Source organism: Nocardia sp. NPDC023852 (assembly GCF_040639505.1).
GTDB lineage: Bacteria > Actinomycetota > Actinomycetes > Mycobacteriales > Mycobacteriaceae > Nocardia.
On sequence record NZ_JBFAAB010000012.1, the window covers coordinates 59,059 to 84,765 of the forward strand.

Here is a 25,707-nt window from a genome sequence, read left to right on the forward strand (position 1 = left end):
AACATGACGAACGCACTGACCGACCTGGACCAGATCAACGCCGAGCTGATGGGCCAGGGAACCCGTAACCCGTTCGGCAAGGACGTACAGCCCGGCGACGGGGTGAGCGGTGAGATCGTCTCGGTCGTACGCCGCCACCGCCACAACAGCCAGGGACAGCCGCTGTTCTGGATCAACCGCAAGCCGACCGTGGCCAGCGCGGGCGATCCGGTGATCGACTCGCAGCTCATCGTGGAGACCGATGCCCGTGACGACGACGCCGATGACGGCCTGCGCGCGATCACCCTGGACCGTGACGTGCAGCGCGCGATCGCGGCCGGCGTGCGTCGGGCCCGTGCCGGTGGGCTCGCGATCGGCGGGCGCCTGGACGGTCTGCTGTATGTCGGCCCGGTCGAGGGCGGTGGCTACGGCCGCGTCTACGACCTGAGCGCCTACCTCCCGCCCGCCGAGTAAATTCGGCACCCACCCGGAGCCCTCGGCCGAGATTTCGGCCGGGGGCTTCTTTGTGTCTCCAGCCTGTCGGCTGTCCTGTCCTCCCTGACCTTTCCCCTGGCCCCTTCCTCCGCAGGCAAAACGAGCGCGGATGGCGGGTTGCTCAAGGGTGGCCGCAGGCCATCGCCGTAGGCGACGCGAAGCGCCCTTGAACTACCCGGCATCAGTGCTCACGCTCTCAGGCCGAGGAAGGGCCTCCCGCCGTGTTCACGGCTGGCCGGTAGTCGATCTTGGTGCCGGTCAGCATGTCCGGAAGCGCGAAAGGCCGAGCAGAAACATAGCGAATAGCTAGCACACGTGTGTGCTAGCTATTCGCGTCTCTCCGCCACCCCCCAAACCTCCGCTGAACTGGGCTTAAGGGCGGGATTTCTGCTCAATCCCTCCACCCACCCAGTTCCACATCTCATCTCCCACTACGTGAACGGAAGATGAGATGTGGAACTGGGTGGGTGGAGGGATCAATCAGAAATCAAAAGATAAGTAGAGGTTTGGGGGGTGGTGGAGAGAAAAGACTTTGGTTGCGTTGGGTGGGCATCGGTGGGTTTGCGATGTGGTTGCGTAAGAGTCGGTGACGGTGGTGGCGTCAGGTGCGGGTGGCTGCGGTCCACTGCACGCGGCTGTGCGTGTTGTTCGGGCGGCGTAGTGCGTGTGACGGCAAGTGCGTGAGCGCTGGCCCGTGCAGCTGCTCGGTGGTGCAGCGCGCGGCGCGATCGGGGGCGGGTACCGCGACCTGGCGGTCGCGCGGGCCTGCGCGGGGGCGTGCTGTGTGTCCCTCTCGGTGTGGCCTGAATGAGGGCTATCACCACGGCACCGGGCATCAAGGGCGCTCCTGCGTCGCGTCGGCTGCGCCGATGGCTGCGCCACCCTTGACGCCCGCCGCCGTGGTGATCGAAAAGCCCTCAGGCCACACCGAGAGGGACACACAGCACACAGACCAGCCATCGCTACAACCCGAGATCGCGCGGCCGGAGGCCGCGGAAAAGCATCCGCTCGCCGCGGGGGCAGGCCGCCCAAAAGGGCCAGGGTGCATCGGTGACCGCAGGCGGGTCTGCTGCGGCCACAAGCAGGCGGACCGATCCCAGCGCCGTGTAGCGAGACCGGCAGCAACTTCTCGGAGCTCTGAATAGCTATCGGGTGGCAACTTTGACGGTGGAGCGTCAATGTTGACAAGTCTCCCCGACCCTTTGATCCGTAGGCGCAGGCGGCAAGCCAGACCCGCCGTGGCACAAGTGCGATTTCCACGTTGCCAATGTGGCTGAGGTACGCGGTTGCGTCAGCAGTGTCGTCGAGCAGCCCGGCGGAACAACTTGACCCCCAGTTCGGCCCGGGCGATGAATTCGCTGGTCACGGACGGGTTTTGGTGGTGTGCGGAAAGTCAATGACGTGGGGTTTGTTCGCTTGCGCGCCTATCGTGTGGTCCCGTTCTGGTCCCGCTAGCCACCTGGGAAACACTCCTTCAGCTCCACACTGCCAGGCACGCACGGATTCATCTGTCGGCGTGCCAGACGCTATCTTCTTCCACGCCACCTGTCGGGGCCGGCGGCCACCGCGCCCAGAGGCTGGATGGGCTCCCTGAACTTACCCTTCGTCGGAGGAGTGACCTCGAGAGCAAGTTCTCCCCGCACACTTGAATCCCCAAGTACGCCTAGCTTTTTAATGGTAACGGCAGCCAATGAAACGACGATCCATCAGGCGAAGCGAATCCGCGATGACAGGACATTGGAGCCCATGCCACTTCAGAAGTACACGGGAACATGGTGGAAACCGGATGCTCCCGACGATCAGTTTCCGGGAACATTGACGATCTCAGCGGAGGGCGAAGCCACTCTGGATCTACTCGGCGGTTTCCCGTTGATGGTCTGGGAGCGGACAGGCGAAGGTTCATACGCTTACGCCGGAGACCGCCTCCGCCTACCAATTGTGCATGGAAACTCTGAAGGTAACGATATAACGCTACTTGACTGCCGCGAGAGCGATGCAGTCTATCCATGGACTTCCACCGGCCCTCGTGCACAGCAGCTTTCTTCCTATCGGACGATAGTTGGAGTCCACCTCCAAGGCGTCAGCGATGCGATATTCATCGCTGCAAAGCTCCGTATCGAAAATCTCCAACAATGGCTGGGCCTCGGAAATATAAGCCATACATTCGACGAAGACGGTAAGATCCGCCGGGCGGAGATCAATATGCCCGAGCCACTATCTGTTGAAGTCGATGGCGTCACAATTCGAGCGTCGATGTATTCGAGCACATTCGGATTTGACGTACGACGAGGTGAAATGAATGTTAGCGCCAAGACGTCCACCACTTTAGAGATACGTTCCTCAGTGCCGCTGACACACGATGGGTTCAATGAGATCGCAATGGCAATGGGAGATCTCCTAACGCTGGCATCGGGAGAGGCGTGCGCGATCCTGAGCTACTCTCTCGAACTGGAGAAAAAGCGAATAGTTGAATTGCCTGATGTGCAGAAAGATGGCAGCATCGCTGCGCGCACGATCGAACGCACCGTCACAGCCACGGTTCATTCGCCACGGATCGCGGATCCTCAACCCGAAGAAAAACCCATAATTCCAAAACAGAGATTTCTCTTCACCTGCGCCGATATGAACTTTGATATGCTAATCCCGGCCTGGCTATCTCTTTACCAAAGACTCAAGCCCGCGACGGATATTCTATTCAGCCTCACCTACGGACCGCCCAGATTCATTCAGGTTCAAGCCTTGACGGCGGGAGTTGCCCTAGAAGCAATGCATCGATTCCTGTATCCCGAGGCATTGACTATGCTACCCTACGATTTCGAGCAATTGCGAAATGCTGCACTATCGGGGCTTGTTGACCCAGAAGATAGAGAGCGCCTCCAAAAGACGATGAGGAATGAGCCGACCTACAAACAACGGATTGAAGAACTCGCTTCAATACCTGACAAGGCGGCTGTAGTCTCCATTATTCCAGACATAAAAAAGTGGGCTTCGAAGCAAACCCGCATTAGGAATGGTATAGCGCATGCCCTCGACGATAAAGCAGGGGGCGATGTCACGGACATGTTTATCACGTATGAACGCGCTCGCAAGCTGCTATATCTGATTCTCATGCACGAATTGGGTTTGCCTGCCGCGGTTCAGGTCCGCTCGATGGAACGAAACGAGTATCTGTCCAAATAGGATTGGACCCGATTCTGTGGCATAGCCCTCACTATTAGGTATTGGCATCAGCGTCGATCACTTGCGGGTACAGCTCAGCCGGGTCAGTAGCTGATCCTTTGGCGCGTTGACGTTGTAACTCACCCGACACGTTGGCCCTGCTGGGTGGTGGCATGCGCAAACCGCCAGATCGGATCACAGTGCATCTGTGGCGCAGAGTGTCGCCGACGTGCCGACGTGCCGACGTGCCGACGCGCCGCGGCGACCGCCGTTCAGGGAGCGCGTTGCGCGTCGAAGCGCGGCGGCGGCGCTCTGCGCCGCCGCGCGCTCTTGATCCTGTACGGCGGGATTCGGCAATGACCGAGCCTGACTCGGTAAAACGGTGGTGCGCGATACTGGGATTGAAGCTGTGTCGTCCCGGGGCGTATCAAGATCGTTAACCGAGCCACTCGACAGCAATGTATTTTGATCGAATGCTGAGCCCTGATCAGGGTCTTGCCTGTTCAGGACACCGTTCGGAGTGTTTGATCTCATAATCCATTGGTCGCGGGTTCGAGCCCCGCCCGCCCCACAAACGCTATCTGACCAGCCGAGATTGTCGGGTCAAGAAATGAGTTGATCCAGGTTTTCGGGATTCTCGTAGGCTGCTGATCGGGCTCGGAGTCGAAGCGGCTGGCAGCCGCGCATCAGATGGGCCAATCGATAGCGAGCTGAAAATCCGGCGCTACAAACTGATCATCGTCGACGAAGTCGGCTACATTCCGTCGACCATGACGCAGCGAACCTGTCTTTCAGCCTCGTCGCTTCGCGCTATGAGGCGGGCGGTCAGCCGCGCACGTGCAGCCCGAAACCCGTGCGGCCCGCGGGCTCCAGTCCCTCCTTCAGGTGCAGCGAGGGGATCTCGTAGTCACCGAAGTTCTGCCGCCGGAACGCGATCGGCTCGGTCGACTCCAGGGTGAGCAGGCGCTGCTCCCAGGCCTTGGCGAGGTCGGGGTAGTCCTCACCGGTCATCCGGTCGGCGCCGTACAGGACGAACGGCGGCAGCACCTCGATGCCCGGGTAGTAGAGGATGCCGTGGTGGATCGGGAACAGCAGATCGTCGATGGGGCCGTTGATCCCGCGATCGGCGTAATGCGACTCCGGGCCGCCGGCGGTCACCGACAGCAGAGCCTTCCTGCCCGCGAGGGTGCCTTCGCCGAAGCGCTCGCCGTACCTGGTGTCGCTATGTTCGCCGACGCCGTACGCGAAGTGGTAGGTGAACACCCGGTCCACCCAGCCTTTGAGGATCGCGGGCATCGTGTACCACCACAGCGGGAACTGGAAGATGATCGTGTCGGCCCACAGCAGCTTCTCCTGCTCGACGAGGACGTCCGGGGTGAGCGTCCCGGCGTCGAAGGCCCGGCCCGAGTCCAGGGCGACCTTCAGTGGACTCGAGGCGTGGGGGCCGTAGTCCGCGGCGTCCACGACGGCCTTCCAGTTCATGGCGTACAGATCGCTCACCTGTACCTCGTGCCCGGCGGTCTCCAATGTGGACACCGCGAGGTCCTTCAGCGAGCTGTTGAGCGACTTCGGCTCCGGGTGGGCGTAGACGATCAGCGTCTTCATTGGAACTCCTTCGGATCGGGTGCCTTCGATCCTGGGTGCCGCGGCGCCCGGCGTTCAGGGGCGCCTCTTCCATCGGACGGGACTTCCTGGTAATGGCAGGACCACCTTCACCGGCACCACCGAGGCCATACTGGGGGCATGGACGATCTTGCGGGCTTCCTGCGGACCCGGCGTTCCCGGGTCGACCCGGCGGCCGTCGGCATCCCCACCGACAGGCACCGCCGGGTCGAAGGGTTGCGCCGCGAAGAGGTCGCGCACCTGTCCGGAGTCAGCGTCGACTACTACGTCCGCCTGGAGCAGGGCCGCGCGACCCAGCCCTCCGAGCAGGTCCTCGACGCGCTCGCCCGCGTCCTCGGCCTCGACGAGACCGAACGCGGGCACCTCTACCGGCTCGCCCGGCAGCGCCGCCGCCACGCGAAGGTGCCGGGCGGGCGGGTCCGGCCCGAGGTGCTGCGCGTCCTCGACCTGGTCGCCGACGCACCTGCCCTGATCATGGACCACCGTCTGGACGTGCTCGCCGGCAACCGCCTCGCCGGGCTCCTCTACGGCCGGCCGATGCCGGGCTTGAACACCGCCCGGCACATCTTCCTCGAGGAGGCCGAGCGCGGCCTTTACGCGGACTGGGAGAAATGCACTCTCGACGTGGTGGGGCACCTGCGCCTGGCCGCCGGCAAATACCCCGAGGATCCTTGTCTGGCCTCGCTCATCGGCGAGCTGGCGATGGGCAGCGAGCGCTTCCGCCGCCTCTGGGCCCGCGCGGACGTGCGCGCCCGCGCACATGGACGCAAGGCGTACCGGCACCCGCTGGTCGGACTGCTGGAACTGCACCAGGAGAACTTCGCACTACCGGACGAGTCAGGCATGGAGCTGCTGGTGCTGTCTGCGGCCCCAGGCAGCCCCGCCGAGGACGGGCTGCGCCTGCTCGCGGGTCTGGGCGCGGACAGCGGTGGCGCGCATCCCACAGTGAACGCTCAGGTCCGCGAGTAACTCGACGACGTCCACCCACCGCTGGGGAACGCGCTCGCTGATCAGGCCACTTCGAGGTCACCGAACATGGCAGGCAGCCAGCTGGCGGTAGGGGTCGGCACTGCGCGCGATACGGCCACGAGTCCGCTGCCCGCTGCCCGCTGCAGCCACCTCCCATCACCCCGCGGCCTGCGTCAGCAACTGAATCTGAATCCGGGTGGTCCCGTCATCGGGGACACCGTCGATGAACCAGTCGAACCCCATGATCGTGTCTAGTGGGTACCCGACACTGGAGAACGAGCAGTATGAACGCGTACACGATCCGTCTTGACGGCAGCGAATCCACCGGCCCTGCAGGCATTTACCTCGTGTGGACGTACGGGTGGAGTGACTTGGAAGTGGAAGAACACGACAGCCTCGAGGATGCGCTCAGCTCGTTCGCGGCAATGTCCGACAGCGTCCACACCTCCCCGAAGTGTATAGAAGGCCCCGCCGGGATTGTGCCCGAGCGTGAGGTCGAGGCTTGGGTCGCTGCCACCAGCAAACGGTCGCGGGCGCGGCAGTCGGCGTACCGGGACACGCTGGCGGGGCAGGTCCGGCATGTGGTTGAGCTGCGGTTCCCCGGCAGTGACGCAGCCGCGGACTTCGACGAGTGTGACGACCTGGGTGACGCTCTCAGCATCGTAGGAAGGATCAACCGGCCGTGTCGCGTGCGTGTGGTGTCGAAGGTGTTCGACCTGCACCGCGGCTGGGTGCCGGAACGCGTTGTCATCGACTGGGATCAGGCAGCGCGGGAGGCGGCGTGATGGCAAAGGTTCTGATGACCCCGCATGAGTGGTTACGGCTCGTGCGGTCGTAACGCCGGAGAGCTTCGGCTGGCTGTTCCACAGCGACAGCAACAAGCGTTGATGCAGAAATTGTTGCGCGGCATCGAAACCCGGAGCCGACTGCACCATCACTACCTGCCGATGCGCACAACCGAAGCGCTTGCTCTATCGCTGCGGATGTCCGTCGAGTCGTGGAAGTCGATCAATTCTGAAGGCGGAACAGGTCTGCTCCCAGCGCTCTGTCGACGGGTTCTCCGTGAAAGCTCTTACGCGAGGGCGCGCGAACGGCTGGATGCGCCGGTCTCTGACTGTGTTTCGCCGCATGTGTCAATGCCAGCGCGGTCCGAGAGCGCCACGCATCGCGCTGGACCTCGGCTACGGCGTGGGCATGTACACGATCACACTGGCCCACATGGGATTCCGGGTCGGCGCCGTCGACCAGGTCCCCGCGACCATTCCGCGCTCGCGCCTGGATGATTGCCACAAGTTGGCCAAACAGGTCTGCATCATTGCCAAGAGCTGGCCGACCGGAGCTATATCGCCGAGCGGCGGATCGCAAACCAGTCCCTCGAGCGGCAGGTCGGTGTCGCGATTATGTAGCGGCATGCCTGCATTTTGTGTGGTGTGGCCTTCGGGGCGGTGCCGGCGAGAGTTCAGCAAGCTGGCGGGTACGTCTTCGGCGCTCCGAACGACATGACTCTGTCTCCGGAGTAAACTCCGGTTTGCTAGTTGGTGTCCGAATGGTGAACGCGACGGAGTGGTAATGAACATTTCCGAAGGCGCGGTAGACGTGATTACCTGGACGGCCGATGCGACGACGGCTGCGGCCGGGGCTGTGGGCGGGGCCGCGGTGAACGGCGTGATCGGCGGCATGCAGGGTGCCGCGGCCGGCGTGAAGAGCGGGCTGAGCAGAGGCAGTCACTCGGCTCCGGCGGCCGCGCTGACATTGGTGGCGATCGGCGCCGCGGGTCTGGTGGACTGGCCTGTGCTGCTGGGCGTCGGAGGCACCGCCCTGGTGGTCCGGCAGCTCACTCAGCGGTCGGGCAGTCACTCGGCGCCCGATGCTCCCGGTCGTCCGGAACAACTCGAGCGGCATTCGGAAGGTGACCGAGCGCCCCGCCGAGGCGACGGAGGCGCGACCCCGGCGCGTAAGAGCGCGGCGCGGTCGAAGCGCTCTCCGAGCAAGCGTTAGCCGTCGACGTGGACCTGAGCCGACTGATACGGACCTCCGTGTCGATGCCTCTGCGCGCCCTCGACACGGGTGTGCGGTCGGCTGCGGCCGTCACCGCAGCGGGCGTGGACCTCGCGACCTTGCCGATGCGCACGATGCCCGCCGGCCGCGTGGTCGAGGCGATCAGCGAGGCAGCGACGGAACTGCTCGGCGGCAAGCCGGCCCGGCGCCGGTGGCGCGGCGACGACCGCTGCTGGATCGAAGTGCGCGGCCTCTCCGAGCGCGAACCGGACCACGATGTGGGTCCCGCGGTACTCGCCGCCCTCCGCGGGCATCGCGGTGTGATCTCGGCGACCCTCAACTATCCGCTGTCGCGCGTCATCGCCGAGGTGGACGAAACGACAACCATCGACGAGCTGTGTGACGTGGTGGCCGCTGCCGAAAATCGGCACCCCGATTCCGGTCAGCTGCCGGTCGACCTGCCCGCCGACGGCATCGTGCTGGCCGGCAGCATGGTCTCGGCGGCGATGAACGCCGCCGGGCTGGGTGTCGCACTGGCCGGCCGCGTCGTCGGTGTGCGGGGGCTGCCGGTAGGCCTCAACGCCGTTGTCGCGCTCGTCGATCACCAGCCGCGGCTGCGTCGCGCCGTCGAACAGCGCCTCGGCGCCAACGCCGCCGATACCGCGATCGCGCTTGCCGCGGCCGCCGTGTACACCGTCACCCAATTGCCGGCGTCACTGGGCGTCGACATGTTCATCCACTTCGCGAAGGCCGCCGAGACCCGCGCCGCGGCCACCATCTGGCAACGCCGCGAACCGGGACTCGCGGCGCACGCGACGTGTATCGACGGTATCCGGCCTGGTGACCGACCAGGACCGCTGCCGCCGGGACCGGTTGAGCGCCACGGAGACCGCAGTGGACTGGCCCAGGCGGCTGCCGCACCGGCGATCGGCATTCTCACCGGCGCCCTCGACGCCGCCGCCACCGCCGTCATGGTCGCCGCCCCTAAAGCGGCCCGCGCCAGCCGCGAGTCGTTCGCCGCGACACTCGCCCGCGGCTTGGCCGACCGACACGGCGCCCTGCCCTTGCGGCCCGAGGTGTTCCGGCGCCTCGACCGGGTCGACGCCGTGGTGCTCGACCCTCGGGCATTGTGCTGCGACGAACTGCGGGTTGCGCGCATCCGCGATGTGCCCGAGCACGAGCGGGCGGTGGTATGGGAGTGGGCACAGGACCAATTGGACTGCGGTGCATTGCAACTCGGGTGGCAGCCGGTGACACGGTCGCTGTCCGGCGATGACAGGCGCAGCGCGGTGCTGGTGCGCTACGCGCATCATCCACTGGCGTCGGCGGTGCTCGGCGAAGTGCGCCGCAGCGGCGCCGAGCTGGTGACGGTCGACGTCGATACGATCGACGACCTGCGTTCGTCGTTCGACGACCTCGATCCGATGAACGGTTCCCTCGACGAAGCGCTCGCCCGCACGGTGCACCGGTTGCAGCGGGAGGGCCACACCGTGGCGACGGTGTCGAGTTCCGCGGCCCAGGCACTAGCCGACTCCGACGTCGCGATCGGTATCGCCGCGGACGGTCCGCCGCCGTGGCACGCCGACGTGCTCGTCGACGACCTGGACAGCGTGTGGCGGATTGTGCACGCCTTACCGGCGGCCCGTCGAGCAAGTGAACGCGGCGTCGAAATCGCCACCGGCGCTTCAATTTTGGGTACGATCCTGATGATCCCCGGGGTGCGTGGCCGCGGCTCGGGCCCGATCACCGCGGGAGCCGCCGTCGGCGTATGGACGGGATACCGGCTGGCCAGCGGAGCGCTGAGGGCGCCACCGCCGCCTGCCGCGAGCGTGCACGAGTGGCATGCCATGTCTGTGGAACAGGTGTCTCGTGTGCTGCAGCCGCCGCAATCCGCCCAAGCGCGCAAGCGCTCGCGACTGGCCTCCGCTGCCCGCCCCGCGCGCTCGGTCGTCGATCCGGTGCGCCGGGCGATGTGGGATTTCGCCGGCGCGATGCGCGAGGAACTGTCCGACCCGTTGATTCCGGTGTTGGCGGTGGGGTCGGCGGCCAGCGCGGTGCTGGGCTCGCCGGTCGACGCGATCCTGGTCGGATCGGTCCTCGCCGGGAACGCCGCCCTGGCGGCGACCCAGCGGATCCGGGCCGAACGGCTGCTGCGGCGACTGCTGGCCGCGCAGGACCCACCGGCTCGCAAGCTGGTCGGCGCCGATCGCTACGCGACGGTTGACGCCGCCGACCTGCGCCCCGGTGACGTCATCGAGGTGCGGCCAGGTGAAGTTGTTCCCGCCGACGCGCGGCTCACCCACGTGCTCGACGTGGAAGTCGACGAGTCGTCATTGACCGGGGAGTCGCTGCCGGTGCCCAAGCAGGTCGACGCCACACCAGCCGCGCCCGTCGCCGAGCGGGCTTGCTTGTTGTTCGCCACCACGACAGTGGTCGCGGGCACCGCGGTCGCGATCGTCACCGACGTCGGTGAGCAGACGCAGGCGCGCCGTGCCGCCGCGACCCCGCACGCGGACGGCTCGGCCGTCGGCCTGCAGACCCAGCTCAAACATCTGACGAACAAGGCGTGGCCGTTCAGCCTTGTCGGCGGAGGATTGGTCACCGCGCTCGGGCTGCTGCGGCGCACCGGTCTGCGACAGGCCGTCAGCAGCGGTGTGGCCGTCAGCGTGGCCGCTGTTCCCGAGGGGCTGCCGCTGGTCGCGACGCTGGCTCAGCAGGCGTCGGCGCGGCGACTCACCCGCGCCGGCGCGCTGGTGCGTAGTCCGCGATCGGTCGAGGCGCTCGGCCGTGTCGACGTGGTGTGCTTCGACAAGACCGGAACGCTCAGCGAGAACCGGCTGCGGGTGACCAGGGTGCATGCCGCGACCGGATTGTCCGACGACGATGTGCTCATCCACGCCGTCCGTGCCACACCGCTCGCCAACGGTGGGCCGCACGAACACGCAACCGACAGCGCGGTCGCCGAGGCCGGGAGACACCTGGACCGCGGCGAGTCGTCGGCGCATTTGCCGTTCCGGTCGGGTCGCCCGTTCTCGGCATCCGTGTGCGGCGAACAGTTATCGATCAAAGGGGCGCCGGAGGTGGTGCTCGCGGCGTGCGCGGACGCCGACGAGGCGGTATGGCGGCAGGTGCGCAAGATGGCCGCCGACGGGCTGCGGGTAATTGCCGTCGCCACACAGCAGCTTTCGGCCTCACAGGTCCGATCGGTACGCGACGACGCCGACGCCTTGGCCGAATTGTGCAGCGATGGACTGCGGTTCGCCGGCTTACTGGGCCTTTCGGATACGCCGCGCGAAGGCGCGACCGAGGTGCTGGCCGAGCTGGTCGACCGCGGCATCGGGGTGCGGCTGATCACCGGCGACCACCCCGTGACGGCCACCGCGATCGCCGCCGCCGTTGGCATGCCCGTCGACGACGATCAGGTGATCAGTGGGCCCGAATGGGAGGCGCTGTCCCGGCGCAAACAGGAGCAGGCAGTGCAGAGCCGGCGGGTGTTCGCCCGGATGTCACCAGAGCACAAGGTGCAGATCGTCGAGACAATCCAGCGGCTGGGTCACGTGTGCGCCATGGTCGGCGACGGCTCCAACGACGCGGCGGCCATCCGCACCGCAACCGTCGGCATCGGCGTGGCCGCGCGCGGCAGCGACCCGGCCCGCACCGCCGCGGACGTCATGCTGCTCGACGGGCAGATCCGTTCGCTGCTGGACGCCTTGGACGAAGGTCGGCAACTGTGGCGGCGAGTGCAGGCGGCCGTGGCCGTGCTGCTCGGTGGCAACGCGGGCGAGGTGGCTTTTGCGATCGCCGGCACCGCGCTCACCGGCCGGGCGCCGCTGAACACCCGCCAATTTCTGCTGGTCAACATCCTCACCGATGCGCTGCCGGCCGCGGCCCTTGCCGTCAGCCCGCCGAGGGCCGAGCTGCGTTATACCGGCCGGGGGCCTGACCGAGCCGCGTTGTGGCGGACCGTGGCGGTGCGCGGTGCGACGACCGCCTCCGCCGCGACAGCCGCGTGGGTGTTGGCGAGCTTCACGGGCCGGCGGCGCCGCGCGTCGACGGTGGCGCTGGTGGCGTTGGTCGCGACGCAGTTGGGACAAACCCTCATCGACTCGCACAGCCCGCTGGTGGTCGGCACCGCGGCCGGCTCACTGTTGGTGCTCGGCGCGCTGATCAGCACGCCGGGAGTGAGCCAACTGGTCGGCAGCACGCCGCTGGGTCCGGTCGGCTGGTGGCAGGCGTTGTCGACGGCCGCCGTCGCGACCACCGTCGCCGCTATCGCTCCGCGCCTGTTCGCCGCGGGCGGGCAGCAACGGGATGATCAGCCGACGATCTCGATGACCCCCAGGCGCCACAGCACCGCGTACAACTCGCGCAACGGCACGGTCAGCACCTGCGTCAGCGCGCCTGTCAACGGATCCGAGGAGACGCCTACACCAGTTCTCATCACGAAAGACAGCCTGCGGACGTCAGGCGTCGAATTGTCGAATACACCATGACGGGGAGGCAACAAGTGGCCGAAGAATTGCCTACCACTCACCGAAACGCCGTCGATCGGGTGCTGGCTGCGCAGGGTTTCGCGGTGGACCTCCCCATGGTCGGTCGGGTCCGCATCCCTAGGCCCGAGCAGTTGGCGTACTACGGTGCACTCGGCGCGCTGGCCGCGGCGGAGATCATCGAATGGCCCGTGGCGCTGGTCCTCGCGGCCGGTCATTGGTTGGTGCAGGATCAGCACAATCGCGTCGCCCACCAAATCGGCGAAGCCCTCGAAGAGGCGTAGGTGAACGGCGGGTGAATAGTGACCGGAAAGCACGCGCCGCTACCCGTTACGGTCGCAGCGGCGCCCGGCGGGGTCGGACGACCCGGCGCGTGATTTTCCAGCCTGCGACGGTCCGCTCAATGTTGTCGTCGTAGGTGACGCTACCGACGGACCCGTCCCGCATGACGCCGAGACCCTTGGACGCAGCGCGGACTGTTCCATCCGGAGCTTCGTTGAGCACGATGTTCGTGACGTGGTGGGCTACCGGGTGGGCGTCGCCTAACGCCAGGGCGGCCTCCCGGTAGGCGGTCAGCCCGACAAGGATATCGCCACCCAGGGCGCTCACGTCGTATGTGACCTCCTCGGCGAACACCGCGTGCAACTCGTCGAAATCGCCGCGGTCCGTCATATGCCCATGCAAGTTGATCAAGTCCGTGATGGCGAATCGATCTTCAGCGGTCAACATGGTGGCGGCAACCCTTCAGCATTTAGGCGGGGGCACCCCCACTTACGTACAGGTACAGTAAGTGGGGATGTCCCCGAATAGCAAGCGTGGGCCCAGGTCCGACGCATCGCGCAATACCGCCCGTCTGCTCGCCACTGCTCGAGAGCTCATGGCCGAGGCGGGCAACGAGGTTGCCCTCGACGAGGTCGCACGGCGCGCCGGCGTCGGCAACGCCACGCTGTACCGCCACTTCCCGACCCGCGCGGACCTACTCGTCGCCGTGTACGCCGACGAGGTGGCAGCCCTGTGCCGCTGCGGCGCGGAGCTGATCGACGCGGCCGCGCCGCTCGACGCGCTTTTCCACTGGCTCGACAAGTTCGTCGTGCATGTCGCGACGAAGCGTCCGCTCGCATTGGCCGCGACCGAGGGCCCCAGCGGCCGCCGGACGGCACGGTTCGAGCAGTGGCACGCATCGATCACCGCCACCGCCGGCGACCTGGTACAGCGCGCCCGACCGGCGCTGCGGCCGGACGTCACCGTGACCGACGTGTTGGCGCTGGCCAGTGGCGCGGCCCTCGTCGCCGACGCCGAATACGCACGCCGCTTGGTCGCGCTGCTGCGCACCGGCTTGGCGGCCTGAACGGCTGATGCAGCCGGGTATTGAAATGCGACCGACCGCAACGCATTCACATCGGCGTGTGACAGGAATCCTGCTGAAGTGGCAGATGTCGCGCTTCGTCACACTGAGGCAAAGTCAGTGCGACATGGCAAAGGTACAGCGGCGGAACCGAACTCGTAGGCTGCCGAGTCCGCACACGAGACGTTCCCGCGCTACCGGCTCAAAACCGAGTGCGCGACGAACTGAGGTCGCTGGCGCCGCCGACGCGGAGGTGGAAATGCCGCTGGGGATCGCCGCCCTGATGTGTTCGGTCACGTCGAAGGTCGCGGCTACGCCGTCGAAATCCGATGGTCACCACTGGAATATGTGGACGCGGCGATGACGACTCCGCCGATTCGCGGCTGTCGAATGATGTCGAGAAGACTTCCGGGCAATCATCAAGCAGCGGATTCATTTTCAACCTTTAGAAAGCCGAATACCGCAGCTCGAAGTACTTTCCGGCCCGATTCGGTTCGGATTGCGAATTCGACCGTGATTTCCTTCGCGGAGTGGGGCGAGTTCATCGGGTTCCACGGGTCAGGATGTGGTCGCCATTCTGCTTGTTGGGATTGTTTGTGCTGGTCAGGCTGGTTCCACCTGGGATAGAACGCTGGAGAGAATGAGGCTCGAGGCGGGTGGACAGCGCGCCGGAATCGCGGGGTGACCGACTATTGCGGCGACAGTGCGGCACAGTCGTATACTCGCGTTATGGCCGGTAAACCGTCCTCCACGGAATTCCTTGTGGCGCCGATTCTTGTGGTGCAGACGAGGGAACGCATCTATCGGCTTCGCGCTGGGAGCGCATATAATGTCGGTCGCGATCCGGCAGCCGACATTGTGGTGACCGATCCGCGTGTATCTTCGTTGCACGCAGTTCTGGAGCGGGGTGCGGATGGTTGGGAAATAGAGGACATCGGCAGCCTCAACGGCACCTTTTTCGCCGGCCATCGTGTCGACCGGATGGTGATCGACCGAGAGGAGACATTCCAGCTCGGGCACGCCGTGGACGGTGAGCAGTTGGCTTGCTCGGTGGAAGCCCCATCCGGCCGCGAGCCTGGTGGCGATACCGGTGGAGACACGATGGTCGTCCCCGATCCCGGCTACGACCTCGACGATGAAGCAACGGTCACGAAGTCCTTCCCGGGCATGTCCCGGCCAGTGGCGCGACCGTCACATCCAGCGGGCCGCCCCAGCGGGGTCGTCCCGATCACATCGGACACGCTTCGGATCGGACGCGCCGCCGACAACGACGTTGTCGCGCTCGACCTCATGCTTTCCCGCCATCACGCCGAGCTGCACAAGATCGGCGCGGGCAAGTACCGGATCGTCGACCTCGGCAGCCACAACGGCACCTACGTCAACGGCTCCCGGGTGGACGCGGCGGACCTATCCGAGTCCGACTTGATCGGCATGGGGCACACGACGTTCCGGCTCGTCGGCGATGAACTGCGCGAGTCGGTCGACACCGGGGACGTGTCGGTCTCGGTGCAGAACCTCACCGTGCGGACACCCGAGGGCAAGGTGCTCCTCGACGGGCTGGGCTTCCCCATCCCGCAGCGCTCGCTCGTCGGGGTCATCGGGCCCAGCGGCGCGGGTAAGTCGACGCTGCTCGGCGCCGTCACCGGATTACGGCCGGCGACGGAGGGGACGGTCCGCTACGACGGACGCGACCTATACACCAATTACGACGAGCTCCGGCACCGGATCGGGCTGGTCCCGCAGGAGGACATCCTGCACAACCAGCTTCCGACGCGGCGCGCGCTGCTCTACGCGGCTGAACTGCGCTTCCCCGGTGACACGCGCAGCGAGGAGCGCGAGCAACGGGTCGACGAGGTCCTCGATGAGCTCGGCTTGGCGCGGCACGCCGATACCCGCATCGATAGGCTTTCGGGCGGGCAGCGCAAACGCGTGAGCGTTGCACTGGAGTTGCTGACCAAACCGTCCCTGTTGTTTCTCGACGAACCAACCTCCGGCCTCGATCCGGGCCTGGACAAAACGGTCATGGAAATGCTGTCCGAACTGGCGCACGACGGCCGGACCGTCATCGTCGTTACGCACAGCGTGGCGAATCTGGATTACTGCGACCGCCTGTTGGTCTTGGTGCCTGGCGGTCGGCTGGCCTACTACGGGCCGCCAGGGGAGGGTCTGCAGCAGTTCGCCCAACGCACCTGGGCTGAGGTGTTCCAGGCGTTCGAGCGCGAGGACGACCGCGATTGGGCCGGTGAGTTCCGGGCTTCGCCACGCTTCCAGAACTACGTGGCGGTCGGACTGACCGATGATGTCGGTCCAGAAGAAGTGCGTCCACCGGCGCCGCCGCCCGCGCAGCAGTCCAAGCTCAGCCAGCTCAGTACGTTGTGCCGGCGCTATCTGGCGGTGATTGCCTCGGACCGAAGTTATTTGGCGCTCCTCGGCGTGATGCCGCTGCTGCTGGGTGGCTTGATCGCTGCGGTGCCGTCAGGCGACGGGTTCACCGGGACGCCGGGAACCAACACCGATGCCCCGACCAAGCTCATGATTTTGGCCTTCGGTGCATGCTTCGTGGGCACCGGCAACGCGATTCGCGAGATCGTCAAGGAGCAGACGATCTACCGAAGAGAACGCGCCGCAGGCCTGTCAGCGGGGGTCTATCTGATGTCGAAACTGCTGGTCCTGGGTGTGATCACCACCCTTCAGGCGGCGATGTTGGTCTTGATCGGCACCATTGGTGTGAGTATGCCGCCGCAGGGGATTTTCACGGCGGTCGAGCTGGAACTGATCTTGGCGATGTCGATGCTCGGCATCACCTCGCTGGCACTGGGCTTGCTGGTGTCGGTGTCGGTGAACACCTCGGAGAAGACACTGCCGCTGCTGATTGTGCTGTCGATGGCGCAGCTGGTGCTCACGGGTGGGCTGGTCCGGCTCCCCGGCACACCCGGTCTGGAGCAACTGTCCTACCTGTCGCCGTCCCGTTGGGGATACGGCGCGGGAGCCGCGACCCTCGACCTCGATACCCTTTCACCGCACACGGGCGGACCAGACCCGCTGTGGGAACACAGCCTCGGCACCTGGCTGGTCGACATGGGAGCCGTCGCCGGCCTGGGCGTCGCCTTCCTCGCGTTGGCCTGGTACCGCCTGTACCAGCTGCGGCCACGGCGCCGCGGTGCCCGCCGCGCGAGGCTTTGACGCCCAGCGATGCGAACCGCCGGCTCGTCGGCTGATTGGTTTCCTCAGGCCAACGGGCTTGGGCGAGGGCTTGAAGCAACAGCGAATCCGCCCGCGACTCTCGCCGACCGCGTGGTCGCTACAGCATCCGACTGGGTTTGCCCATCGCCTTGGCGCGGCGTATCGACACGCGCGACCACACCGCCTGCTGTACTGCCAAGGTGGCCCAGCCTGCCAGCGCCATTCCGGACAGGTTCACCACGAGTTGCAGGGTGCTGCCCCAGATCGCCGACCCGACACCGAAGGCAGCGCCGAGTGCGATATTGCCTGCGGCGGGCACCGTGGTCACCGAGATGAAAACGCCGGCCATTCCTCCGGCCTTGGCCGAGGTCAGCGCGAGTACTCCGGCGGCGGCCGCGACGACGGCGACAATGAACGACCACTTGTCGGGGGTGTAGATGAAGGCCGTCCCGGGGCGTGGGCCGGTCACGGCATCCACGGTGATCCAGCCCAGTGCGCGCCCAAGCAAGGCGAGTGTGAAGGTGATGGCGATGGCGGTGGTGAAGCCGAGCAGCAGCGTGCGCACGGCGAGCCAGAGCAAGACGAATCGGCGGCGTACCAAGGCGACTCCGAGCGCGGCGATTGCCCCGAATTCCGGACCGAGGACCATTGCCCCGATGACCAGAATCTGGGAATCCAACACGATCGCGATCGCGGCGATCACCGTAGCGAAGGTCATAAAGCTGAGGTAGGTCCAGTTCAGCTCGGTTTCCTCATACGAGCGCTGGGCGACATCGGCCCAGACCACGGCGTCCGCACTGCTGCCCGGCGTGCGCACCTCGCAATCGAATCCGCTGCGCGACAGCCAGGTACGCACCTGCTCGATCTCGATGCTGCCCGTACGGTGCAGTCCGATCGCGCGCAACCGCTCGATCACGTCATTCGCCGCCTCCCGCGCCACGTCGGCCAGCACCACGTCACCGCTGGGCCGCCGTGCGGCGCCCCGCATGACTGCGAGGCCACTGACGGCATCTTCTTGTTCGAGAATTCGAATCACGTCATCGGTTATCTCGGCCGGAGCCAGCATCCGCAGGTGTAGCACCCCGATAGTGTGCCGCGCGCCGCCGCATATCGCGCCGCGACGCGGCACAACAGTCTGAGCACCGGCTGTAGCCCAATCATCGTCAGCCTGCGACAACCCGACATGCCTTCCTATCACCCCCACACCGAAGCCCAGGGTGCAACATCCATGTCGCATTCGGTACTGAATATGTCGTTTCCGACCATAGGTTCGACCGGCGTGCGCGATCTACCGTGATTCACAACAACGGCAAACCCTTTCGGAGGCATCGTGGCGACGGTCGACACCAACGGCATCCACCTCGAGCCCCCGGTGCGGATATGACGCTGAATCGAGCCGAATCGGAGCTGACTTACGGTGCCATTCATCGGTCGCCGCAATGCGCTCCACATGCGACCTGACATACCTAAGACCGTTCGACGCGTGTGACACCAGGCATGCGCCTGCCGCTCACCTATCACCCTGGCCGAATTCCTGTTCCATCCTCTGGAGGCACGTCTATGACCGCAGCACAGTCCCCACCTTCCGCACCGCACAACACTGCGCCCGGAACCTGCCCAGTGCAGCACGGATCACCTGTCAATACCGAGACCCCTCAAGTCTGTCTGCGTAGCCGGAAGTTCGCCGCTGATCCGCATAGCGGCTACCGTGACATGCGCAGACAGTACGGCTCGCTGGCTCCGATGGAATTGGCTCCGAATGTGCCCGCGACCTTGGTGATCGGGTATCGCACCGCGTTGCGAATCCTCAACGATCCCGAGCACTTTCCTGCCGATCCACGCCGATGGCAGCAGAACATTCCCGACGACTCACCCATCAAGCCGATGCTGGAGTGGCACCCGAATGCGCTGCGCAACAGCGGAGACGCGCATGCTCGCTATCGGCAGACGTACACCGCCAGCATCGACGGAATCGACCTGCACGCCTTTCATTCCACGGTCGAGAAGATCGCGATTCCCCTGATCAACAGCTTCTGTGCGGACGGTTCGGCGGACTTGGTGTCCCAGTACGCGTTTCCGCTCGTCTTCGAGGTCCTCAACCAGATGGTCGGCTGCTCGGCGGAACTGGGGCAGCGCGTGGCGACCGGCATGGCCGCGCTCTTCGATACCGTCGAGGCTGCCCGTGGCATGCAGATGCTCAGCGAGGCGCTGATGGAGTTGATTCAGCTGCGACGCGCGGAGCCCGCGGACGACGTCACGTCTCGGCTTGCTCATCATCCGGCCGACCTCGATGACACGGAGATGCTTTCTCAGCTGATCAGCTTCTACGGTGCGGGTATCGAACCGCAGCAGAATCTGATCGCCAACACCCTGTTGCTGATGCTGACCGACGAGCGGTTCGGCGGCGATGTGCTCGGTGGAAGTCTGTCGACCCGCGACGCGCTCGATGAAGTGCTGTTCAACGACCCGCCGTTGGCCAACTTTTGCGCAACCTACCCACGGCAACCGATGCTGATCGACAACACCTGGTTGCCTGCGCATCAGCCGGTGCTCATCAGTCTCGCCGGATGCAACAACGACCCCGCGATCCGTGGTGGGGACCGCACCGGTAATCGCGCGCATCTGGCGTGGGGTACGGGGCCGCATGCCTGCCCTGCCAAGTCCGTGGCGTACCTGGTCGTGCAGGATGCCATCGATCAACTACTCGACGCCCTCCCTGAGATGCGGCTGGCTGTGCCGCCGGAGGAGCTGGTGTGGCGGCCGGGCCCCTTCCATCGGGCTATGACGGCATTGCCGGTTGTCTTTCCCGAGTCCCCTCCGCTGAACATCATGTAGGAGCCCGACCGATGGAGCGTGGACCATCACGGTGACGACGGCGGCATCCTGGCCGCAGTCGGCGATCAGAGGGGCCACCGAGACCGTTCCTCGGCGATGCGCGCGATGTCGGTGGGCGTGCCGCCCATGATGGTGGCGGCGTGTGCGGTGATCAGCTCGATCGGCCAGTCCCACCATCGGGCTTGCCGCAGCAGTTCGACGTCTTCCGGCTCGAAGCGGGCGCGGATCGGTCGGGCCGGATTGCCCGCGACGATCGCGTAGGGCGCCACGTCTTTGGTGACAACCGAGTGTGCGGCGACGACCGCGCCGTCGCCGACGGTGATGCCGGGCATGATCGTCGCCTCGCGGCCGATCCACACGTCGTTGCCGATGACGGTGTTCGGCACCGGCGGGACGGAGAGGAAGGTGTCGAGGGTGTTCTCCGCCCAGGCGCCGCCGAACATGGTGAAGGGATAGGTCGACGGCCCGATCATGGGGTGATTGCCCGCGGGCATGAGGAAGGTCGCCCGCGGTGCGATCGCGGAAAACCGGCCGATGATCAGGCGTTGCGGGCCGTAGTTGTAGAGGACGTTCGCTGTCTGGAATGGGACGCCGGATCCCTCGTCGTCGAAGTAGGTGTAGTCACCGACCTCGATGAACTCGGAATCGACCTGGTTGGCGAGAAACACCACGTTGGTCAGATCGGGACGAGTCGAGGGGTGCAGCTGGCGAGGGTCCGGTACCGACATGCCGCCCATTATTCTGACCGTCCCTACCTTGCGTGCGCGAATGGGTGGACACGTGCGGCGGCGGAGGACGCAGCCGTGTGTAAGAGGTGTTTGCGGACCAACGTCATTCGTTTCGACCGCTGCTGTCGGGAGGACGATGCATTTCGACTTCCACCGCCCGGTCCGGTCGACTTCCTCCGCGGGTGTTGGCATCGCGACCAGCGCGATCTCGCCGATCTGGCCGCGGACACGGTCGGCCTGCTCGAGGCGCTGGAACCGTCGTCCGGCGTCGCGGTCTCATCATCGGTGCTCGACGAGGACGACGAGTGGCTGCGGTCGATCAATTTCGACGGAGTCGTCAACGGTGCTCGCGCCTTCCTGCCCATCCTCGTCGAGCAGGACGAGGTCGTCGTCGATATCCCGAGGGTGTTCGGACTGCATGGAATGCCAAGCATCAGCAGAACCCAAACGCCAACCAGCACACGAGAATCGACGAACTTTTATTGCTGAGCCAACGCGCGATCTTGTGGGTGAGGCCGGGAGTTCTTATGATCATCTGACCCCCCCGAGAGGAGTGTCGCATGACACACTATCCAGAAGCCTTCGATTCGGATGCCCAGCTCGACATCGCGAGTCGCGCCGAATCCGTATTGTCGATAAAGAAGGTCAAGCAGCTCAGCACCAAGCCGACCAGGCTCTACATCGAGTCGGACGTCCGGTTGAAGAAGGACATCGAAACAGCTTGATGCAGAAGCCCTCTGACACGGGGGAAGGATGCGCACCGTCAGGGCTTCCGCCGTGGTTGGAGCCATCCCTTCCTCGTCTCGGATCGCTCACTGACGAGCAAGCTTTCATTGCGGTGCAAAGAATCCGCGCGATCAGCTGGAAGTGGCGATTCTGGTCGGCAGTGCGCAGGCCGCATCTACTCGAGGGCCTCTGGCGGCGGCACTACGGCGTCGCCGCCCAAGATGTAGACGACCAACTCAGCGAGGCCATTCCCGGCATCGTGGAGTGCAGCCATGGAACGCGTTGCTCTCGGCATGGCGGTGTAGGCGGCGAGTGCTCCGGACGACTCAAGGTGCACTACGAGCTGGTGGTGCTGGTGGTGCTGGCAGCGGCCCGGCACCTCAACAACACGAGAACCGAGAATAAGGTGGACGCGCTCGGTAACCTGCCCCGAGTACCAACACCCGCAGTGGCGAACTACTGCTATCACGCGATCGCCGCAATTCACCGGGCCGCAGTGCAAGCCGGTGACGTGTGACTATCGAGAGTTCGCCGCGCACAGTGTTGGTTTGCATGCCATGGCACGAGCTGACCCGCCCGTCGCTTGCGCTTGGCCTGCTGAAGACGAGTTGTGTGACGCACGGCCTACCCGAGCCCGCCGCGTATTACGCCAATATCCGCTGGGCCGAGATCCTCCTGAACGCCGGTTTCGCAGTTCGCGACTATCTCACCATCTCTGATGGCGGGTTTGTGCACGCGCTCGGCGAATGGGTGTTCGCCGGCGCGTTGAACGGCCAGGACTTCGGGATCGAGCGGATGACGCACTACGCGCGGCGGCACCGGATCGATTTCGATCTGATCTCCCGGATGCGGGAACTGGCTGACGATTTCGTCTCCTCGGTTACCGACGCGGTGCTGGCCATGGACCCGGAGATCGTCGGGTTCACCTCCACGTTCAATCAAAACGTCCCGAGCCTGGCCGTGGCGAAACGAATCAAGCAACGCGCACCGGAAGTTCGCACCCTGTTCGGCGGCTACAATTGCGAAGGGATCATGGGTGCCACGCTGCACCGGGAGTTCGAATTCGTCGACCTAGTGCTGCGCGGCGAATCCGACTTGACCTTCCCAAAACTGCTCGGCGCTCTCTGCTCGAACCATGGCGAGCTCGGGTCGATTGCCGGACTGTGTTGGCGGGACGCCGATGGCAGGCAGCAGGTGAACGATCACAGGGGCAGCCCGGTGGGTCCCGCCGATATGCATGTCCCATTGTTCGACGATTGGTTTCAAACCTACGGGAACAGTGTGGTTAGTGAGTTCACTGAACCGGAGTTGGTGCTGGAAAGTTCGCGTGGCTGCTGGTGGGGCGAGAAACATCATTGCACCTTCTGCGGCCTGAACGGGTCGACCATGACGTACCGGGCGAAGGAGCCGTCCCGGTTCGTCACCGAACTCGACCACTTGGTGCGCAAGCACCGCACACTGGATGTTACGGTGGTTGACAACATCCTTGATGTCTCCTATCTGCGTACCGCGCTCCCGGAAATTGCCGCGATGGACATCGACTTGCGAGTGCATTACGAGATCAAGGCGAACATCACCGCGGAACAGGCAGCGACTCTGCGGGCGGCGAAGGTGTGGAGTGTGCAGCCGGGCATCGAGTCTCTTGTGGACGATGTGTTGCGGAGAATGGACAAGGGCATCAGTGGAGTGCGCAGCGTGCGCGCCTTGCGAGACTTGGAAACCGAGGGGATCACCGTCGGATGGAGCTGGCTGTATGGATTTCCGGGCGAACGCGAGGCTGATTACCGCAGGGTAATCGACCAGATCCCCGCGCTGGTGCACCTTCAGCCGCCGAGCGGAACGGCCCGGATCGTGCTCGAACGATTCTCGCCGAATTTCGACGAACCGGCCATCGGCTTCTCCGAAAGGGGCCCCGCTGAGCGATACCGTGCGGTGTACGACCTCGACCGGCGGGTGCTCGCCGACCTCGTCTATGAGTTCGACACTCCGGATCAGGGGATCACCGAAAAGCAGGTTGCCCCACTGAACTCCGCGATTGATGTATGGCAAGCGCACTATTCGGCGAGTTCCTTGCTGCGTAGAGATATCGACGGCGTGCTGATCATCAGGGATCGCCGGTTCGGCTGGGCGGCGGACGACTACGTGTTCACCGACCCGAGGGAGCGGGAAACCTGGGCCGAATTGGAGCACGGCCGCACCATCCCCGCGTTGCACCGCAATCTCGCCTCGGCTGGGTTCCCTTGGGGCGAGGCGGAACTGGAGGAATGGCTCGCCGCGCAACTGGCGAACGGGCTGGTGTTCACCGAAGGTGGACGCTGGCTCGGATTGGCGACTACGCCGGGTGGGATCGAACGCTCGATCGTGCGGCCGGAACAACCGGAGCCGGTGCTGGTGCGCCTCGAGGCGCCGACATGACCGCTCCACTGGCCCGGTGGCCGGAAACCGTCGTCGCCGACCTCACGAAGCCGGCCGCGACGGTCGCCGATGCCCGCCGGTTCGGCCAGGTCGTCACCATCGCCGATCCGGTGCGATTCGGTGGTGGGGCGGACGACTTCGCAGTGCTGCGATTGCTGGGCGCGGCGATGGAGGCCGGTGTTCGAATGGACTGGACACTTGGCTCCGCGGTGCCGTCCGAGCTGGACGACGTTGTGCATTTGCCGCCGCCCGCGCGCGCGGAGAGCCGCACCGCGGAACAGACGCTGGCGCGGTGGCTGGAACGCCACCAGGTCGGCCTCTGTTCTTACCGGTACGGACCGGATTTCGTGGCTATCAGGGACATTCGCCGAGCCGAAGCGAGCTTTCGCGCCACACTCGATGAGCCGCACGCCACCCGGTTCCGTGCGCTGGCCGCGGCAACCCGTGTCGATGAGCTGACCGGCGATGAGTTGATGTTGCTGGCCGACTTGCGGAACAACGACCTTGCCTTCGTCGACGGTGCGCATTTCCTGTTGTCGCCATACCGAGTCCGAACCTTCCCCATTCCGTGTACCACCTTCTGAATTCACGACAAGCTGAATCCTCCGGTGAGTTCGGAGACTTGCTGGTGTGACCGCCCGGCGGGTTGTGGAGTGTAGTAGGCGGCGTCCATTTCGACGGATGGCGTGTCCGCGCAGTACTGGTTGGTGCCGCGACCGAACTCACATAGTCGAAGGCGCCGTCCGGTCACGGGCGCGGTGCGCTGTGGGCGGCGAGTGCGGATTCGAGTCGTCCGCCACACACCAGCTCCAGGCGACGGGGCCATGGGTGTTCGCCCATCGTTCCCGGACCCGCGAAATAGAACGTGGAGCAGCCCGGGCCGTGGTTGCGGTCGTGCGGGTTGAATCCGCCGCCGTCGGGGACCATGCCCGCCGACTCCGCGAGTTCGCGCCGCATCGTCAGATAGGTGCTCGAGTCCAAGCCCTCTACGGCGAAAGCGAAGTGGGTCTCTCGGTTGTGGCGCCGTTCGTCCTCGCGCGCCAACGGGTGGGCGGCCGATGTCACTGGGAAGAAAATCTCGATCCGCTGCTCGCGGCCGGGGCTGCCCGGGTGTCGGCGTCGGGCGTGCACTATGTGAATGCGATAGCTGTCCGAGTCGAGTCCGTAACGGGTGCAGACCCGTCGCTGGACGACGACGCTCGGCACCGTCGCGCCCAGCCGGAAGCCGGCCGTTGCGAGGTGCTTGCGCATGGCCTCGGCATCCGTCGGAAACAAGAAGACCGCACCATGATCGAAAATACATCGATCCCACAGGGAGCCCTGCGACTCGTCGCCGTGATCCAGTGCCAACAAGGTCGAAAGAATGACCCGCGGAGAAAAGGACGCGATGTACTCGACCAACCGGGTCAGTCTGGCGCTGTCCGTCGCATCGAGGCCGTCGGCCCCGACGGCGGAGGCTTCGACACTATCGACATCTGATAGTTCCATCGTGCGGGGCCCCGTCCGGTGAAGCAATTCCAGCGCGGCGCAGCGTGAAGAACTGGTGCGGAAATCTGCCAGTGCGAAGTATTCCGGGTGGAATCGACTCCCGCAACGCGAAACCTAGATCCTGAAGACGCTGCGCAGCGCAGAAGCCGAGCGAGTGGACGACGCAGTTCCTTCGCTATATCTGTGCGTCCCACCAGGCTTGGCCAGCGCCTTGGGGCACGCTATGGCAAGATCCGTCAGTGGAAGTGTCCATAGGAGTGGAATTCCCTGCTCA

At 65.2% G+C, this 25,707-nt stretch carries 20 protein-coding genes and 1 pseudogene; 15 read left to right on the forward strand and 6 right to left on the reverse strand.

From position 1 onward, the window contains the following. Positions 1–3 precede the first annotated feature (3 nt). Both AB0H00_RS17880 and AB0H00_RS17885 read left to right on the forward strand, forming a co-directional pair. The gene (locus AB0H00_RS17880) at positions 4–453 is read left to right on the forward strand and encodes a hypothetical protein (RefSeq protein WP_357267327.1); all 450 of its coding nucleotides are present in this window, start codon (positions 4–6) and stop codon (positions 451–453) included. 1,767 nt (positions 454–2,220) lie between these two features. Next, positions 2,221–3,654: a HEPN domain-containing protein gene (locus AB0H00_RS17885; RefSeq protein WP_357267330.1), complete on the forward strand. Its 1,434-nt coding sequence runs from the start codon at positions 2,221–2,223 to the stop codon at positions 3,652–3,654. An 804-nt stretch (positions 3,655–4,458) separates the two neighbouring features. On the opposite strand, the gene AB0H00_RS17890 is transcribed toward AB0H00_RS17885, so the two are convergent. Then, the gene (locus AB0H00_RS17890; RefSeq protein WP_357267333.1) at positions 4,459–5,238 is read right to left on the reverse strand and encodes an NAD(P)H-dependent oxidoreductase; all 780 of its coding nucleotides are present in this window, start codon (positions 5,236–5,238) and stop codon (positions 4,459–4,461) included. A 138-nt stretch (positions 5,239–5,376) separates the two neighbouring features. On the opposite strand from AB0H00_RS17890, the gene AB0H00_RS17895 reads away from it, so the two are divergent. The 4 genes and pseudogenes from AB0H00_RS17895 to AB0H00_RS17910 all read left to right on the forward strand — a co-directional run. After that, entirely contained in the window at positions 5,377–6,225 is an 849-nt protein-coding gene (locus AB0H00_RS17895) for a helix-turn-helix transcriptional regulator (RefSeq protein ID WP_357267336.1), read from the forward strand. Positions 6,226–6,509: 284 nt separating this feature from the next. Then, the gene (locus AB0H00_RS17900) at positions 6,510–7,010 is read left to right on the forward strand and encodes a hypothetical protein (protein WP_357267339.1); all 501 of its coding nucleotides are present in this window, start codon (positions 6,510–6,512) and stop codon (positions 7,008–7,010) included. A gap of 784 nt (positions 7,011–7,794) precedes the next feature. Continuing rightward, entirely contained in the window at positions 7,795–8,223 is a 429-nt protein-coding gene (locus AB0H00_RS17905; protein WP_357267342.1) for a hypothetical protein, read from the forward strand. Between the two features lie 1,991 nt (positions 8,224–10,214). Beyond that, a pseudogene (locus AB0H00_RS17910) lies at positions 10,215–12,488 on the forward strand (cation-translocating P-type ATPase); the annotation flags it as partial. 50 nt (positions 12,489–12,538) lie between these two features. Here AB0H00_RS17910 and AB0H00_RS17915 read toward each other — a convergent pair. Beyond that, positions 12,539–12,664, reverse strand: coding sequence for an Rv1535 domain-containing protein (locus tag AB0H00_RS17915; RefSeq protein WP_357267593.1), 126 nt, complete (start codon positions 12,662–12,664; stop codon positions 12,539–12,541). A gap of 48 nt (positions 12,665–12,712) precedes the next feature. Here AB0H00_RS17915 and AB0H00_RS17920 point away from each other — a divergent pair, with 48 nt between their 5' ends. Further along, positions 12,713–12,997: a hypothetical protein gene (locus AB0H00_RS17920; RefSeq protein ID WP_357267345.1), complete on the forward strand. Its 285-nt coding sequence runs from the start codon at positions 12,713–12,715 to the stop codon at positions 12,995–12,997. Positions 12,998–13,043: 46 nt separating this feature from the next. On the opposite strand, the gene AB0H00_RS17925 is transcribed toward AB0H00_RS17920, so the two are convergent. Further along, positions 13,044–13,442, reverse strand: a complete 399-nt coding sequence (locus AB0H00_RS17925; protein ID WP_357267348.1) for a nuclear transport factor 2 family protein — start codon at positions 13,440–13,442, stop codon at positions 13,044–13,046. 67 nt (positions 13,443–13,509) lie between these two features. Here AB0H00_RS17925 and AB0H00_RS17930 point away from each other — a divergent pair, with 67 nt between their 5' ends. Together AB0H00_RS17930 and AB0H00_RS17935 are read left to right on the forward strand one after the other, a co-directional pair. Beyond that, positions 13,510–14,061, forward strand: coding sequence for a helix-turn-helix domain-containing protein (locus AB0H00_RS17930; RefSeq protein ID WP_357267350.1), 552 nt, complete (start codon positions 13,510–13,512; stop codon positions 14,059–14,061). Between the two features lie 726 nt (positions 14,062–14,787). Next, a complete protein-coding gene (locus tag AB0H00_RS17935) occupies positions 14,788–17,241 on the forward strand; it encodes an FHA domain-containing protein (protein ID WP_357267353.1) in 2,454 nt (817 codons plus the stop codon). A gap of 118 nt (positions 17,242–17,359) precedes the next feature. Here AB0H00_RS17935 and AB0H00_RS17940 read toward each other — a convergent pair whose 3' ends face one another. Continuing rightward, complete coding sequence (locus AB0H00_RS17940) at positions 17,360–18,322, reverse strand: DUF389 domain-containing protein (protein ID WP_357267356.1); 963 nt, start codon at positions 18,320–18,322, stop codon at positions 17,360–17,362. Between the two features lie 479 nt (positions 18,323–18,801). Between AB0H00_RS17940 and AB0H00_RS17945 the strand changes: the two genes are divergently transcribed. Beyond that, positions 18,802–20,076: a cytochrome P450 gene (locus AB0H00_RS17945; RefSeq protein ID WP_357267359.1), complete on the forward strand. Its 1,275-nt coding sequence runs from the start codon at positions 18,802–18,804 to the stop codon at positions 20,074–20,076. A gap of 65 nt (positions 20,077–20,141) precedes the next feature. Here the strand turns inward: AB0H00_RS17945 and AB0H00_RS17950 are convergent, their stop codons facing one another. Beyond that, a complete protein-coding gene (locus AB0H00_RS17950; protein ID WP_357267362.1) occupies positions 20,142–20,804 on the reverse strand; it encodes a CatB-related O-acetyltransferase in 663 nt (220 codons plus the stop codon). A gap of 90 nt (positions 20,805–20,894) precedes the next feature. Between AB0H00_RS17950 and AB0H00_RS17955 the strand changes: the two genes are divergently transcribed. From AB0H00_RS17955 to AB0H00_RS17975, 5 genes are all read left to right on the forward strand, one after another. Then, on the forward strand, positions 20,895–21,293 hold the full coding sequence (locus tag AB0H00_RS17955; RefSeq protein WP_357267365.1) for a hypothetical protein: 399 nt from the start codon (positions 20,895–20,897) through the stop codon (positions 21,291–21,293). Between the two features lie 71 nt (positions 21,294–21,364). Beyond that, entirely contained in the window at positions 21,365–21,529 is a 165-nt protein-coding gene (locus AB0H00_RS17960; RefSeq protein ID WP_357267368.1) for a hypothetical protein, read from the forward strand. 113 nt (positions 21,530–21,642) lie between these two features. Beyond that, complete coding sequence (locus AB0H00_RS17965; protein WP_357267371.1) at positions 21,643–22,047, forward strand: hypothetical protein; 405 nt, start codon at positions 21,643–21,645, stop codon at positions 22,045–22,047. Positions 22,048–22,082: 35 nt separating this feature from the next. Then, entirely contained in the window at positions 22,083–23,945 is a 1,863-nt protein-coding gene (locus AB0H00_RS17970; RefSeq protein WP_357267374.1) for a RiPP maturation radical SAM C-methyltransferase, read from the forward strand. Beyond that, a complete protein-coding gene (locus AB0H00_RS17975) occupies positions 23,942–24,529 on the forward strand; it encodes a DUF5825 family protein (RefSeq protein ID WP_357267377.1) in 588 nt (195 codons plus the stop codon). The genes AB0H00_RS17970 and AB0H00_RS17975 overlap by 4 nt, the downstream gene beginning before the upstream one ends. Positions 24,530–24,692: 163 nt before the next feature. Here the strand turns inward: AB0H00_RS17975 and AB0H00_RS17980 are convergent, their stop codons facing one another. Next, complete coding sequence (locus AB0H00_RS17980; protein ID WP_357267380.1) at positions 24,693–25,433, reverse strand: hypothetical protein; 741 nt, start codon at positions 25,431–25,433, stop codon at positions 24,693–24,695. Positions 25,434–25,707: the final 274 nt, after the last annotated feature.

Excerpts from the sequence above, each read along its gene's own strand:
- AB0H00_RS17980 (WP_357267380.1), bottom strand. The coding sequence starts at position 25,433 with ATGGAACTATCAGATGTCGATAGTGTCGAAGCCTCCGCCGTCGGGGCC.
- AB0H00_RS17895 (WP_357267336.1), top strand. The coding sequence starts at position 5,377 with ATGGACGATCTTGCGGGCTTCCTGCGGACCCGGCGTTCCCGGGTCGAC.
- AB0H00_RS17900 (WP_357267339.1), top strand. The coding sequence starts at position 6,510 with ATGAACGCGTACACGATCCGTCTTGACGGCAGCGAATCCACCGGCCCT.
- AB0H00_RS17885 (WP_357267330.1), top strand. The coding sequence starts at position 2,221 with ATGCCACTTCAGAAGTACACGGGAACATGGTGGAAACCGGATGCTCCC.
- AB0H00_RS17930 (WP_357267350.1), top strand. The coding sequence starts at position 13,510 with ATGTCCCCGAATAGCAAGCGTGGGCCCAGGTCCGACGCATCGCGCAAT.
- AB0H00_RS17880 (WP_357267327.1), top strand. The coding sequence starts at position 4 with ATGACGAACGCACTGACCGACCTGGACCAGATCAACGCCGAGCTGATG.
- AB0H00_RS17950 (WP_357267362.1), bottom strand. The coding sequence starts at position 20,804 with ATGTCGGTACCGGACCCTCGCCAGCTGCACCCCTCGACTCGTCCCGAT.
- AB0H00_RS17920 (WP_357267345.1), top strand. The coding sequence starts at position 12,713 with ATGACGGGGAGGCAACAAGTGGCCGAAGAATTGCCTACCACTCACCGA.
- AB0H00_RS17975 (WP_357267377.1), top strand. The coding sequence starts at position 23,942 with ATGACCGCTCCACTGGCCCGGTGGCCGGAAACCGTCGTCGCCGACCTC.
- AB0H00_RS17890 (WP_357267333.1), bottom strand. The coding sequence starts at position 5,238 with ATGAAGACGCTGATCGTCTACGCCCACCCGGAGCCGAAGTCGCTCAAC.
- AB0H00_RS17905 (WP_357267342.1), top strand. The coding sequence starts at position 7,795 with ATGAACATTTCCGAAGGCGCGGTAGACGTGATTACCTGGACGGCCGAT.
- AB0H00_RS17945 (WP_357267359.1), top strand. The coding sequence starts at position 18,802 with ATGACCGCAGCACAGTCCCCACCTTCCGCACCGCACAACACTGCGCCC.
- AB0H00_RS17935 (WP_357267353.1), top strand. The coding sequence starts at position 14,788 with ATGGCCGGTAAACCGTCCTCCACGGAATTCCTTGTGGCGCCGATTCTT.
- AB0H00_RS17960 (WP_357267368.1), top strand. The coding sequence starts at position 21,365 with ATGACACACTATCCAGAAGCCTTCGATTCGGATGCCCAGCTCGACATC.
- AB0H00_RS17915 (WP_357267593.1), bottom strand. The coding sequence starts at position 12,664 with ATGAGAACTGGTGTAGGCGTCTCCTCGGATCCGTTGACAGGCGCGCTG.
- AB0H00_RS17970 (WP_357267374.1), top strand. The coding sequence starts at position 22,083 with ATGCCATGGCACGAGCTGACCCGCCCGTCGCTTGCGCTTGGCCTGCTG.
- AB0H00_RS17925 (WP_357267348.1), bottom strand. The coding sequence starts at position 13,442 with ATGTTGACCGCTGAAGATCGATTCGCCATCACGGACTTGATCAACTTG.